This is a genomic window from Streptomyces sp. NPDC000983, from assembly GCF_040299205.1.
Lineage (GTDB): Bacteria > Actinomycetota > Actinomycetes > Streptomycetales > Streptomycetaceae > Streptomyces.
The window spans coordinates 53,170-66,235 of the sequence record NZ_JBEPBM010000007.1 but is presented as its reverse complement, the minus strand read 5'-3'; the positions used below and the strand labels follow the sequence as shown (position 1 = coordinate 66,235).

The following is a 13,066-nucleotide window of genomic DNA, read 5'->3' as shown; positions in this document are numbered from 1 at the left end:
CCGGGGGCTCGTCGGGGCGATCGCGGTTCGGTGTGCGGTGATCGGGAACCTGTGGGGCGCGGGCGGTGTATGACAGGTAGAACTCGCCGCGTCGAAGGGACCAAGATCGTGCAACGTCGAGCTGTGACGGCCGTGTGGGCCGCGGCCGCGCTCCTGCTGGCGGCCGGGTGTTCCTCCGACGGGGAAGGGGAGCCGTCCGCCTCGGGCGGCGCCACCGCGTCGAGCGGCTCCTCCCCGGCGGCGCCGCCCCCGTCCGGGGCGGCGGCCGAGGAGACCCCGCCCGCGAAGGGTTCGGCCACCGTCGTGCGCACGGTCGCCGAGGGGCTGAAATCCCCCTGGGGCCTGGCCCCGCTCCCCGACGGCGACCTCCTCGTCTCCTCGCGCGACGAGGGCACCGTCACCCGGGTCGACACGGAGACCGGGAAGAAGACCGAACTGGGCGAGGTGCCCGGGGTGTCCCCGGCCGGCGAGGGCGGCCTGATGGGCCTCGCGCTCTCCCCCGACTACGCCTCGGACCGCATGGTCTACGCGTACTTCACCTCCGCCTCGGACAACCGCATCGTCCGCATGCTCTACGACACGGACAAGCCGGCCGGTGAGCAACTGGGCGCTCCCGACACGGTCTTCCGAGGCATCCCGAAGGGCTTCGTCCACAACGGCGGGCGGATCGCCTTCGGCCCCGACAAGATGCTGTACGCGGGCACGGGTGAGAGCGGCGAGGAGGGGCTGTCCCAGGACAAGGAGTCCCTGGGCGGCAAGATCCTGCGGATGACCCCGGAGGGCGAGCCCGCGCCGGGCAACCCGTTCCCCGACTCCCCCGTGTACTCCTACGGGCACCGCAATGTGCAGGGCCTGGCCTGGGATCCCGAACAGCGCCTGTTCGCGGCCGAGTTCGGCCAGGACACCTGGGACGAGCTGAACGCGATCAAGCCGGGCGACAACTACGGCTGGCCCGAGGTGGAGGGCGATTCGGACGATCCGGCGTACCACGACCCGATAGCCCAGTGGGCCACGGACGAGGCGTCGCCCAGCGGTATCGCCTACGCCGAGGGCTCGGTCTGGATGGCGGGGCTGCGGGGCGAGCGTCTGTGGCGCATCCCGCTGAAGGGCACGGAGAGCTCGGCGGAGCCCCAGGCGTTCCTGGAGGGCGACCACGGCCGGCTGCGCACGGTGGTCGCGGCCGGCGGCGACAGGCTGTGGCTGGTGACGAGCGAGACGGACGGACGGGGCTCCCCGGAGGGCGGGGACGACAAGATCCTGGAGGTGCGGGTGAAGTAGCGGGGCGGGTCGTGCGGGAGCGGCGCTCAGCCCGCCGGTGCCCGTTCGCCCTCCTCCTTCTCGAACAGTCCCGTCCGGTGGGCCACCGCCGCGGCCTCCCCGCGCCCGGCGACGCCCAGCTTGGCGAGGATGTTGGAGACGTGGACGCTCGCGGTCTTCGGGGAGATGAAGAGCTCCTCGGCGATCTGGCGGTTGCTGCGGCCGGCGGCGACCAGGCGGAGGACGTCGTGTTCGCGGGTGGTGAGGCCGAGGGTGCCGTCCGGGGGCCGGCGGGCGTCGGGCACCAGGGGCAGCCGGGCCCGCTGGGCGAGCGAGGCGGTCTCCTCGGCCAGGGGGCGGGCGTCCAGGTGGTCGGCGACGGCGTGGGCCAGCCGGAGCAGCTCCGCCGCCGAGGCGCGGTCCTCGTCGCCGCCGGTGGCGAGGAGGGCCTGGGCGAGGCGGTGGCGGACCTGGGCGAGGTCGTGCGGGCGCTGGAGCTGCTCGAAGGCGGTGACCGCCGTCCACCACAGGTCCGGGGACGCCTGGCCCTCGGCGCGTGCCAGTTCGGCGCGGACCCAGTGGTCGTAGGCGCGCCAGACGGGGACGTCGGTGGTGAGGGTCTTCGTCGCCCGGTGGATGCTCCGCAGGGTCTCGGCGCGGCCCTCGGCGAAGGCGGGCAGGTCGCGGGCGTCGGCCTCGGCGACTGCGGCGGCCAGCAGCAGGGGCCAGGCGTAGCGCTGGGTGCCGGGCTGGAAGCCGTGGTCGAGGATGCGGGCGAGTTCGGCGCGGGCGTCGAGGAGGCGGCCCCCGTCGGCGGCGAGGGCGAGGGCGAGGCGGTCCAGGGGGAGGTTGTTCTGCGGCATGGGGTCGTGGTCGCCGTAGGAGGCGCGGCCCTCGGACAGGTGGCGGGTGGCCTCGTCGTGGTGCCCGCGGGCCAGGGCGACGAGGGCGAGGCAGCGGGCGGCGCAGCCCCACGGCTTGGCGACCTGCCCGGTGCGCTGTGCGGTGAGCGCGGCCTCGATGCCCTCGTCCCAGCGGCCGAGTGAGATCAGGGACTCGGCGAGGTTGGCCCACAGCCATGCCTCGGAGTCCTTCAGGCCGCGGGCCTGGACGAGGCTGAGGCCCGCACGCAGGACGTCGACGGCTTCCTCGGAGCGGCCGATTCCTTCGAGGACGGAGGCCAGGTTGATGTGGACGCGGCCGAGCACGGACGGCAGCCCCAGCGGGACCGCCTCCTCCCGGACGCCGTGCAGCAGGGCGAGCCCGGCCTCGGCGCCGCCGGCGTCGACCAGGAGGACCCCGAGGGTGAGGCGGGCGTTGAGCTCGATGTCGGTGGCGCCCACCATGCGGGCGTACTCGACGGCGCGCTCGGCCGCGGTCACCGCGTCGGGGCCCGGCGCGCGGACCATGGCCCAGGAGGCCACGGTGGCCAGTACCTCGGCGTGCACCTCGGACGGGGGCAGTCCGCGGACGAGTTCCTGTGCGGTGGCGATCTCGTCCCAGCCGTCGCCGCGGGCCTGTGCCTGGACCAGCCGGGAGCGCTGGATCCAGAACCAGGCGGAGCGCAGCGGGTCGCCCTCGGTCTCCAGCAGGTGCAGGGCCCGCTTGGTGATCTTCAGGGCGCGTTCCCGTTCGCCGCAGAGGCGTCCGGCGACGGCGGCCTCGGCCATCAGGTCGAGATAGCGCAGGGGGGCGGTGGCGGGGTCGCAGCCGCAGGGGGGATAGACCTCGGTGTAGTCGACGGGCCGCAGGGTGGTCCGTACCTCGGCGGGGGCGGCCTCCCACAGCTCCATGGCGCGTTCCAGGAGCCGCAGTTGTTCGGAGTAGGCGTGCCGGCGGCGGGCGGTGACGGAGGCGTCCAGGACGGCGGGCAGCGCCTTGGCGGGGTCGTGGGCGTGGTACCAGTAGCTGGCCAGCCGCATGACCCGTTCGTCGGCGGGGACGAGGCCGGGGTCGGATTCGAGGGCCTGGGCGTAGGCGCGGTTGAGGCGGGAGCGCTCGCCGGGCAGCAGGTCGTCGCCGACGGCCTCGCGGACCAGGGAGTGGCGGAAGCGGTAGCCGTCGCCGTCCGGGGCGGGGGTGAGGATGCTGGCGTTGACGGCGGCCCGCAGCGCCTCGATCAGGTCGTCCTCGGCGAGCCGGGCGACGGCGGCCAGCAGTCGGTGCTCCACGGTGGAGCCGCCCTCGGCGACGATCCTGGCGACCCGCTGGGCGGTGTCGGGCAGCGCCTCCACGCGGACCAGGAGCAGATCGCGCAGGGAGTCGGTGAGGCCGGTGCGGCAGCCCTCGTGGGCGGCGACGGCGAGTTCCTCGACGAAGAAGGCGTTGCCGTCGGAGCGTTCGAAGATCGCGTCGACCTGGTCGGGGGCGGGTTCGGCGGCGAGGATCCCGGCGATCTGGCGGCCGACCTCGGCGTGGTTGAAGCGGCCGAGTTCGATCCGGCGGACGGTGCGCAGCCGGTCGAGTTCGGCGAGCAGGGGGCGCAGCGGGTGGCGGCGGTGGATGTCGTCGGAGCGGTAGGTGGCGAGGACGACCAGCCGGCCGGAGCGCAGGGTGCGCACGAGGTAGGCGAGGAGGTGGCGGGTGGAGGCGTCGGACCAGTGCAGGTCCTCCAGGGCGAGGACGACGGTGCGGTCGGCGGTGACGCGTTCCAGCATGCGGGCGGTGAGTTCGAAGAGGCGGGCGGTGCCGTGCTCGTCGTAGCGTGCGGAGCCGGTCTCGCCGAGTTCGGGCAGCAGGCGGGCGAGTTCGTCCTCCTGGCCGGCGGCCGCGGCGGCCAGTTCGGCGGGGAGGGCGCGGCGCAGGGCGCGCAGGGCGGTGGAGAACGGGGCGAAGGGCAGTCCGTCGGCGCCGATCTCGACGCAGCCGCCGAGTGCGACGACGGCTCCGGCGCGGTCCGCCCGGGCCGCGAACTCCTCGACGAGGCGGGTCTTTCCGACGCCGGCCTCGCCGCCGATGAGGAATGCCTGCGGCTCTCCGGCGGCGGCGCGGGCGAGCGCCTCGTTCAGGGTCTGCGACTCGTCGGTGCGGCCGACGAACACCGGGCTGACGGACTGGCTCTCCACGGGCCAGAGCATGGCACGCGGCCCGGCCTGCGGGGCACCGGTTTTCGGGAGTGCGGCGGGCTGGTTGCCCCGTCGCACTCCCCCGGCGCTCACGCGGTGCGGGCGGAACGGAGCCGTCCGCGGAGGGAGGTATGCACCTCGCCCTCGGCGGCGCGTCGTGCGGCTTCCCGGCGGGCGGCGCGGCGGCCGCGGAGGGCCTCGCGGACCAGCCGCTGGTTCTCGGCCTCGCGAATCAGGTCGGCGGAACGGACGTGGTGGAGGTGGTGCTCGAACATGGTGTCCCCTGCGGAGAGTCGGTGGTGTGGTGCTCGCTTTCTGCGATGGCTCCACTCTCGTTTCCCAGGGGGGTCCGCCACATCGGGAGAGTTCCGCATCTTCGGCGGCGCCGGGGGCCTTAGATGCGACGAAGGGGCCCCAGGGCGTCCGTAAGGTGCTTACGGACGCCCTGGGGCCCCTTGTGAGCTGCGGTGATTCAGCCGGCGGAGGGCAGGCTGAGCAGGACGTCGGTGTACTTGAGGACCGCGAGGAGCAGTCCGACGACGCCCAGCGAGACGCCGGCCCAGGAGACGGACTTGATCCACGCCGGCTGCGGCTTGCCCGGGGCGCCGAAGGCGGGGCGGGCCAGGACCACGACGCCGACGATCAGCGCGACGAGGGCGAAGACGCCGCCCCACAGCGCGGTGGCCTGCCAGGCGTCGCCGTAGACGGCCTCCAGCTGCGTGGCGACGGTCGCGTTGGTCGCGGCCTGCATCTCCAGCTGGCCGGTGATCTCCTCGCGCGCCGAGGCCACCGTGCCGACCCAGCCGCCGGTCAGCGACACCACGCCGAGGGCCGCGGCGACGATCGCCGCGGCGCCCTGGCCGACGAAGGAGGAGTTCTCCGTGCCGGCCGGCTTGGCGTCGAAGCCGTCGTCGGTGTCCTCGCCGCCGTTGTGGAGGACCTCGGCGTCGTGCTGGTCGACGTCCTGGGGTTCGGTGGCCTCGACGGCCTTGTGCTCCGGGGCGGTCTTCGTCTCGTCCACTGTCTTCGTTCCCATGTCTCGCACCGTACGGACGCTGTCTGAGAGGTTTCTTAATGATCGTTGTGAGCGGTGTGCTCGCGTGCGGCCTGCCACTCGGGGGCGAGGATCGCCCAGATCTCGGTGTCGTGGCGGACGCCGCGGTGCGGCCAGTTCTCGCGCAGCACGCCCTCGCGGGTCATGCCGAGCCGCCGGGCCACGTTGAGGCTGGGCTGGTTCGCCGACGCCGCGTGCCATTCCACGCGGTGCATGCCCCGGGGCCCGAAGGCGAAGTCCAGGAGCACCCGCATCGCGCGGGTGACGAGCCCGCGTCCGGTGCCGGCCGGTTCCAGCCAGCAGCCGACCTCGCAGTTGCGGGCGGTGGCGTCGACGTTCAGGAAGAGCACCCCGCCCACCAGCCTGCCGTCCAGCCACAGGCCGTGCAGCGAGCCGGTGTCGGCGGCGCGCATGTCGGCGTAGCGCTGGAGGACCTCGCGGGCGCCGGCGGTGTCCTGGGCCTTGGAGGCGAAGGGCACGTACTGGTTGATGAAGTCCCGGCCCCGTTCCAGGTGCGCGAGGAACTCCTCGGCGTGCCAGGGTTCCAGCGGCCTGAGTTCGGCGCCGTCGTCACCGAGCGGTATCGCGTACATCGTCCCGTCGCTCCTGTTCGAACTCCTCCACGACGTCGGCCAGCCTCTCATGGCCGGCGCGGACTTCGGGCGCCTCGATGCTGATCCTCGGCAGCCGGGCGTCCAGCCAGCGCGGCAGCCACCAGTTGGCGCCGCCGAGGAGGTGCATCAGGGCGGGGACGAGCAGGGTGCGCAGGACGAAGGCGTCCAGGGCGACGGCGGCGGCGAGCGCGATGCCGAACATCGCGATGACCCGGTCGCCGCTGAGCACGAAGGCGAGGAACACCGAGATCATGATGACCGCGGCGGAGTTGATCACCCGGCTGGTCTCGGCCAGGCCGACGCGGACGGCCCGCCGGTTGTCGCCGGTCTCCAGCCACTCCTCGTACATCCGGCTGACCAGGAAGACCTGGTAGTCCATGGAGAGCCCGAAGAGGACGGAGACCATGATCACGGGAAGGAAGGGCTCGATCGGTCCGGCCCGGCCGAGGCCCAGCAGTTCGCTTCCCCAGCCCCACTGGAAGACGGCGACGACGATCCCGAAGGACGCGGCGACGGCGGCGATGTTCATCGCGGCGGCCTTCAGCGGGATGCCGATGGACCGGAAGGCGAGCAGGAGCAGCAGACAGCCGAGGCCGACGACGGCGCCCACGAACAGGGGCAGCTTGCCGACGATGACGTCGGCGAAGTCGTCGTAGCCGGCGGTCACGCCGCCGACCTGCACGTCCAGGGAGGTGCCGGTCTCGGCGCGGGGCAGCACCTCGGAGCGGAGCCGCTCGACGAGGTCGCTGGTCCGGTCGGACTGCGGGGAGGAGTCGGGGACGAGCGTGAGGTAGGCGGTGTCACCGGCGGTGTTGAAGGTGACCGGGGTCACCGAGGCGACGCCCTCGGTGGCACGGAGCGTGGCGTCGAGGTTGTCCAGGGCGAGCCGGTCGTCGCCGCCGTCGACCTGCGTCACCAGGGTGAGCGGGCCGTTGACGCCGGGCCCGAAGCCCTCGGCGAGCAGGTCGTAGGCCTGGCGGGTGGTGCTGGTCTGCGGGTTGTTGCCCTGGTCGGAGGTGCCCAGGCGCAGGGAGAGCGTGGGCAGGGCGAGGATCGTGATGACGAGCAGGGCGAGGGCGCCGAGCAGCTTGGGGTGGCGTTCGACGAACGCCGACCAGCGGGCGGCGAGACCGGTCGGCAGCTCCGGCTGCGGTCCGTGCTCGGCGAGCCGGCGCCGCTCGCGGCGGCTGAGGGCGCGCATGCCGATGAAGGACAGCAGCGCGGGCAGCAGGGTGACGGAGGCGGCGACGGTGAGCACCACGGTCAGCGACGCGGCGATGGCGACGCCGTTGAGGAAGTTCAGCCGCAGGATCAGCATGCCGAGCAGGGCGATGCAAACGGTGGCACCCGCGAACACGACCGCGCGTCCGGTGGTCGCGACGGCGTTGGTGATGGACTCGGTGACGGGCAGGCCGCGCTTCAGGCCGCGCCGGTGCCGGGTGACGATGAACAGCGCGTAGTCGATGCCGACGCCGAGCCCGATCAGCATGCCGAGCATGGGCGCGAAGTCGGCGACGGTCATGACGTGCCCGAGCAGCACGGTCCCGGCGTAGGCGGTGCCGACGCTGACCAGGGCGGTGGCGATGGGCAGCAGGGAGGCGGCGAGGGAGCCGAAGGCGAGGAAGAGGACGACCGCGGCGACGGCCACGCCGACCACCTCGGCGAGATGCCCGCCGGAGGACTCGGTGAGCCCGAAGGCGGTGCCGCCGAGTTCGACCCGGAGCCCGTCGGTCTCGGCGTCCTTCGCCGTGTCGACGACGGCCTGCGCCTCGGCCCGGTCGATGTCCTCGGCGCGGTCCTCGAAGGTGACGGTGGCGTAGGCGGTGTGTCCGTCCGCGCTGATCAGGGCGGTGCCCCGGCCGTCGTACGGGCCGGTGACGGAGGCCACGCCGGGCAGTTCGGCTATCTCGTCCAGGGTCCGGGTCATCGTCTGCTGGACGTCGGCGGCGCGGACGGTGCCGTGGTCGGTGTGCCAGACGACGGTGTCGCTGTCCCCGCCGAGGTCGGGGAATCCGTCCTGGAGGAGTGCGGTGGCGCGGCCCGACTCGGTGCCGGCGACCTCGTAGTCGTTGGAGTAGGCGCTGCCCGCGGCGAAGGCCGCGGCGCTCACCCCGCCGAGGGCGAGGAGCCACAGCAGTACGGCGACGAGGCGGCGCTGGACACACCAGCGGGCGAGGGCTGCCACGAACCTTGCTCCCAGGGTGGATGTGTGGATCTTTGACCGGGAACAGTGACCCTTGGAAGGAACAGCCCGCAAAGAACGCATGAGCAATGCAAAGCCACTGTTACAAACGAAAGTGATCGTTTGCCGCGTTCGTGGGCTTATTCACAGGACTGCGAGGCAGATCACAGGACAGTAACGGCCGCGCTGTCACCTCAGTCGAACTGGTCTCCGAGAGCCATCACGGCCACCCCGGCGATCAGCAGCCACAGCGCCCTGCGGGTGCGGCCCCGGGCGCCCAGGAGGGCGGCAAGGACGCAGACGGCGCCGCCGAGGGCGTAGGCGGCGGGGACGAGGGCGGGCGCGGCGCCGGTGACGCGGAGCGCCGCGGCGGCGAGGCCGGCCAGGGCGAGCAGCGCGCCGGCGGCCACCGCCGCCCAGCGGGCGCGGCGGGCGTCGTACTCCTCAAGGCCCTCGGGGTCCTCGGGCTCGTCCGGCTCCGATCCCTCCGGCTCCGGCCCGCCCGGCTCCGATCCGCCCGGCTCCGATCCGTCCGGCTCCGTCCCGGGCACGTCGGCCGCCTCGGCTATGTCCGCGGGGTGCTCGGAATCGGGGCGTCCACTCATGGCGGGCGAGCGTACCGGGTCCGGCGGAAAGCGCTTCTGAGTGTCCGGCCCGGCTGCTGCGTATCCCCTTCCGCTTCCCCGGATCAAGGAGCCCGTTCACCGATGCCAGACATCACCCCGCCGCCCGCGTCGGGACCCTCGGACGAGGACCTCGCCGCACGGCTGGCCCACGCCCGCCACCCCCGCAGCAACCACTACGACGCCCGCTGGGTCGTGGCGAACCAGATGGGCCCGAACGCCCTGTGGCTGCTGGAGTGGCTCGCACCCGCGCTGGGCCTGGACGCCCTGCGCCCCGGCGCCCGCGTCCTGGACCTGGGCTGCGGCCGGGCCATGACCTCCGTCTTCCTGGCCCGGGAGTACGACGCCCAGGTCACCGCCGCCGACCTGTGGATCGCACCCGACGACAACGCCCGCCGGATCGCCGAGGCGGGCTTCGCCGACCGGGTGCTGCCGGTGCGCGCCGAGGCCCATGACCTGCCGTTCGCCGAAGCCGGCTTCGACGCGATCGTGAGCATCGACGCCTACCAGTACTTCGGCACCGACGACCTCTACCTGCCCACGCTGACCCGGCTGCTGAAGCCGGGCGGACGGATCGGGGTGGTGGTGCCCGCCCTGCGGGAGGAGTTGGCGGGCGACGAGCCGCCGGAGCATCTCGAGCGGTGGTGGGAGCCCGACTGGTGGTGCTTCCACTCCGCCGGCTGGTGGCGCCGCCACTGGTCCCGCGGCGGGGCCGTCGAGGTCGAGGCGGCGGACTGGCAGCCGGACGGCTGGCGGGACTGGCTGCTGTGGTGCGAGGTGATCGCCGAGGAGAGCCCCGAGCAGTGGCACCGCGAGTCGGCCGCCAAGGTCGCCGAGGCGCTCCGGGCCGACGGGGGACGCACCCTCGGGTTCGTACGGCTCGTGGGGCGCCGCACGTAGCCCTGCGCGGCTCGCGGGCCGCCTCCGGCCTGCGCCCGAGCTCGCAGGCTCCCGGACAGCACCACGGCCCCGGAGGACAGGTCCTCCGGGGCCGTACGCGCGTTCGGGGCTCAGCCCTCGCTGACGCCCAGCTTCTCCAGGATCAGCTCCTTGACGCGGGCCGCGTCGGCCTGACCGCGGGTCGCCTTCATGACCGCGCCGACCAGGGCGCCGGCCGCGGCCACCTTGCCACCGCGGATCTTGTCCGCGATGCCCGGGTTGCCGGCGATGGCCTCGTCGACGGCCGTGCCGAGCGCGGAGTCGTCGGAGACGACCTTCAGCCCGCGCTTGTCGACGACCTCGTCCGGGGTGCCCTCGCCCGCGAGGACGCCCTCGATGACCTGACGGGCCAGCTTGTCGTTCAGGTCGCCCTTGGTGACCAGCTCGGTGACCCGGGCGACCTGCGCCGGGGTGATCGCCAGCTCGTCGAGCGAGGTGCCCGACTCGTTGGCGCTGCGCGCCAGTTCACCCATCCACCACTTGCGGGCGGAGGCCGCGTCGGCACCGGCGTCGATCGTGGCGACGATCGAGTCCAGGGCACCGGCGTTGAGGATCGCCTGCATCTCGGTGGTGGAGATGCCCCACTCGGCCAGCAGCCGGGTGCGGCGGGCCAGCGGCAGCTCGGGGAGGGCCGCGCGGATCTCCTCGACCCACTCGCGCGAGGGCGCCACCGGGACGAGGTCGGGCTCCGGGAAGTACCGGTAGTCCTCGGCCTCCTCCTTCACGCGGCCCGAGGTCGTGGACCCCGTGTCCTCGTGGAAGTGGCGGGTCTCCTGGATGATCGTGCCGCCGGAGGACAGTACGGCCGCGTGCCGCTGGATCTCGAAGCGGGCCGCGCGCTCCACGGACCGCAGCGAGTTGACGTTCTTCGTCTCCGAGCGGGTGCCGAACTTGGCGGTGCCGTTCGGGCGCAGCGACAGGTTCACGTCGCAGCGCATCTGGCCCATCTCCATCCGGGCCTCGGAGACGCCGAGCGCCTTGATGAGCTCGCGCAGCTCGCGGACGTACGCCTTCGCGACCTCCGGAGCACGCTCGCCCGCGCCCTCGATCGGCTTGGTGACGATCTCGATCAGCGGGATGCCGGCGCGGTTGTAGTCGAGCAGGGAGTGGGACGCGCCGTGGATACGGCCGGTGGCGCCGCCGACGTGCGTCGACTTGCCGGTGTCCTCCTCCATGTGGGCGCGCTCGATCTCCACGCGGAAGGTCTCCCCGTCCTCCAGCTGCACGTCGAGGTAGCCGTTGAAGGCGATCGGCTCGTCGTACTGGGAGGTCTGGAAGTTCTTCGGCATGTCCGGATAGAAGTAGTTCTTCCGGGCGAAACGGCACCATTCGGCGATCTCGCAGTTGAGCGCGAGGCCGATCTTGATGGCGGACTCGACGCCGGTCGCGTTGACGACCGGGAGCGCGCCGGGCAGGCCGAGGCAGACCGGGCAGGTCTGGGTGTTGGCGTCCTGACCGAGCGCGGTCGAACAACCGCAGAACATCTTGGTCTTGGTGCCGAGTTCGACATGGACCTCAAGGCCCATGACGGGGTCGTACGACGCCAGCGCGTCCTCGTACGACACCAGGTCGGTCGTGGTGGTCACGGTGAAACTTCCCTCTCAGCCCAGCAGGACGTCGTCGTCGCCCAGCCGCTTCAGCTCGCGGTACAGGATGGCCAGACCGGTGACGACGGCGACCGCGGAGACGGTGGCGTCGATCAGCCGGAGCGTGTCCTGCTCGGCACGGGCCTTCTTGATCTGCTTGGCGACACCGATCGCGCCGAACGCGGTGGTGGCGATCGACAGATAGGTACCGGACTTGGACCTCTTGAAGTCCTTGGCCTTGGACAGCTTGCTCACAGCGACGGAGCCTCCTCGAGAAGCGGGTGCCCCCACCTTTCCACGAAGGCCGCCTCGACCGCGGCGCCGACCTTGTAAAGGCGCTCGTCCTTGGTCGCCGGCGCGATGATCTGCAGGCCGACCGGAAGGTTGTCCTCCGGCGCAAGACCGCACGGCAGCGACATGGCCGCGTTGCCCGCGAGGTTGGTCGGGATGGTGCACAGGTCCGCGAGGTACATCGCCATCGGGTCGTCGGCGCGCTCGCCGATCGCGAAGGCGGTGGTCGGGGTCGTCGGGGAGACGATCACGTCGACCTGCTCGAAGGCCTTCTCGAAGTCGCGCGTGATGAGCGTGCGGACCTTCTGGGCGCTGCCGTAGTACGCGTCGTAGTAGCCGCTCGACAGGGCGTAGGTGCCGAGCATGATGCGGCGCTTGACCTCGGGGCCGAAGCCCGCCTCACGGGTGAGGGAGGTGACCTCCTCGGCCGAGCGCGAGCCGTCGTCGCCGGTCCGCAGGCCGTAGCGCAGGCCGTCGAAGCGGGCGAGGTTGGAGGAGCACTCGGACGGCGCGATCAGGTAGTACGCCGACAGGGCCAGGTCGAAGGACGGGCAGTCCAGCTCGACGATCTCGGCGCCGAGTTCCTTGAGCAACTCGACCGACTCGTCGAAGCGCTGGATGACACCGGCCTGGTAGCCCTCGCCGCGGAACTGCTTGACCACGCCGACGCGCATGCCCGCGACGCTGCCGTTGCGGGCGGCCTCGACGACCGGCGGGACCGGGGCGTCGATGGAGGTGGAGTCGAGCGGGTCGTGGCCGGCGATGACCTCGTGCAGCAGGGCCGCGTCCAGGACCGTGCGGGCGCAGGGGCCGCCCTGGTCGAGGGAGGAGGAGAAGGCGACCATGCCGTAGCGGGAGACCGCGCCGTACGTCGGCTTCACACCGACGGTGCCGGTGACGGCGGCCGGCTGGCGGATGGAGCCGCCGGTGTCGGTGCCGATGGCGAGCGGTGCCTGGAAGGAGGCGAGGGCCGCGGAGGAACCGCCGCCGGAGCCGCCGGGGATCTTGGTGAGGTCCCAGGGGTTGCCGGTGGGGCCGTAGGCGCTGTTCTCCGTCGAGGACCCCATGGCGAACTCGTCCATGTTGGTCTTGCCGAGGATGACCACGTCGGCGGCCTTCAGCCGCTTGGTGACGGTGGCGTCGTACGGCGGGATCCAGCCTTCGAGGATCTTGGAGCCGACGGTCGTCGGGATGCCCTCGGTGGTGAAGATGTCCTTCAGCGCGAGCGGCACACCGGCGAGCGGGCCGAGCTTCTCGCCGGCCTCCCGCTTGGCGTCCACGGCACGCGCCTGGGCCAGGGCGCCCTCGCGGTCGACGTGCAGGAAGGCGTGCACCTTCTCGTCGACGGCCTCGATCCGGGCCAGGTGGGCCTCGGTGACCTGGACGGCCGTCAGCTCGCCGGAGGCGATCCTCGCGGCGGTCTCGGCGGCGGTGAGCTTGATGATGTCCGTCATG

General features: G+C 72.7%; 11 protein-coding genes. 2 read left to right on the top strand and 9 right to left on the bottom strand.

All coding sequences use genetic code 11. The features are described 5' to 3' along the window. The first annotated feature begins 69 nt into the window (after window positions 1-69). The gene (locus tag ABT296_RS10205) at window positions 70-1,278 is read left to right on the top strand and encodes a PQQ-dependent sugar dehydrogenase (protein WP_351925320.1); all 1,209 of its coding nucleotides are present in this window, start codon (window positions 70-72) and stop codon (window positions 1,276-1,278) included. Between the two features lie 26 nt (window positions 1,279-1,304). Here the strand turns inward: ABT296_RS10205 and ABT296_RS10200 are convergent, their stop codons facing one another. The 6 genes from ABT296_RS10200 to ABT296_RS10175 form a co-directional block, all read right to left on the bottom strand. Beyond that, the gene (locus ABT296_RS10200) at window positions 1,305-4,334 is read right to left on the bottom strand and encodes a helix-turn-helix transcriptional regulator (RefSeq protein WP_351925318.1); all 3,030 of its coding nucleotides are present in this window, start codon (window positions 4,332-4,334) and stop codon (window positions 1,305-1,307) included. Between the two features lie 77 nt (window positions 4,335-4,411). Continuing rightward, window positions 4,412-4,597, bottom strand: coding sequence for a hypothetical protein (locus ABT296_RS10195; RefSeq protein ID WP_351925316.1), 186 nt, complete (start codon window positions 4,595-4,597; stop codon window positions 4,412-4,414). A gap of 197 nt (window positions 4,598-4,794) precedes the next feature. Beyond that, a complete protein-coding gene (locus tag ABT296_RS10190) occupies window positions 4,795-5,358 on the bottom strand; it encodes a hypothetical protein (protein WP_351925315.1) in 564 nt (187 codons plus the stop codon). 35 nt (window positions 5,359-5,393) lie between these two features. After that, window positions 5,394-5,969 carry a GNAT family N-acetyltransferase gene (locus ABT296_RS10185; RefSeq protein WP_351925313.1) on the bottom strand — a complete coding sequence of 192 codons (576 nt, stop codon included), beginning with the start codon at window positions 5,967-5,969 and terminating at the stop codon, window positions 5,394-5,396. Further along, window positions 5,947-8,175, bottom strand: a complete 2,229-nt coding sequence (locus ABT296_RS10180; RefSeq protein ID WP_351925311.1) for an MMPL family transporter — start codon at window positions 8,173-8,175, stop codon at window positions 5,947-5,949. Before ABT296_RS10180 ends, ABT296_RS10185 begins: the two co-directional genes overlap by 23 nt. 191 nt (window positions 8,176-8,366) lie before the next feature. Continuing rightward, window positions 8,367-8,777, bottom strand: a complete 411-nt coding sequence (locus ABT296_RS10175) for a hypothetical protein (protein WP_351925309.1) — start codon at window positions 8,775-8,777, stop codon at window positions 8,367-8,369. Window positions 8,778-8,879: 102 nt separating this feature from the next. On the opposite strand from ABT296_RS10175, the gene ABT296_RS10170 reads away from it, so the two are divergent. Continuing rightward, the gene (locus ABT296_RS10170) at window positions 8,880-9,695 is read left to right on the top strand and encodes an SAM-dependent methyltransferase (RefSeq protein WP_351925307.1); all 816 of its coding nucleotides are present in this window, start codon (window positions 8,880-8,882) and stop codon (window positions 9,693-9,695) included. 110 nt (window positions 9,696-9,805) lie between these two features. On the opposite strand, the gene gatB is transcribed toward ABT296_RS10170, so the two are convergent. The 3 genes from gatB to gatA are packed head-to-tail and all read right to left on the bottom strand — an operon-like array spanning window position 9,806 to window position 13,065. Continuing rightward, the gene (gene gatB, locus ABT296_RS10165; protein ID WP_351925305.1) at window positions 9,806-11,320 is read right to left on the bottom strand and encodes an Asp-tRNA(Asn)/Glu-tRNA(Gln) amidotransferase subunit GatB; all 1,515 of its coding nucleotides are present in this window, start codon (window positions 11,318-11,320) and stop codon (window positions 9,806-9,808) included. Between the two features lie 15 nt (window positions 11,321-11,335). Continuing rightward, the gene (locus ABT296_RS10160; RefSeq protein WP_351925303.1) at window positions 11,336-11,575 is read right to left on the bottom strand and encodes a hypothetical protein; all 240 of its coding nucleotides are present in this window, start codon (window positions 11,573-11,575) and stop codon (window positions 11,336-11,338) included. Next, window positions 11,572-13,065 (bottom strand): Asp-tRNA(Asn)/Glu-tRNA(Gln) amidotransferase subunit GatA, encoded by a 1,494-nt coding sequence (gatA, locus tag ABT296_RS10155; protein ID WP_351925301.1) that lies wholly within the window; start codon window positions 13,063-13,065, stop codon window positions 11,572-11,574. The genes ABT296_RS10160 and gatA overlap by 4 nt, the downstream gene beginning before the upstream one ends. Window position 13,066 lies beyond the last annotated feature (1 nt).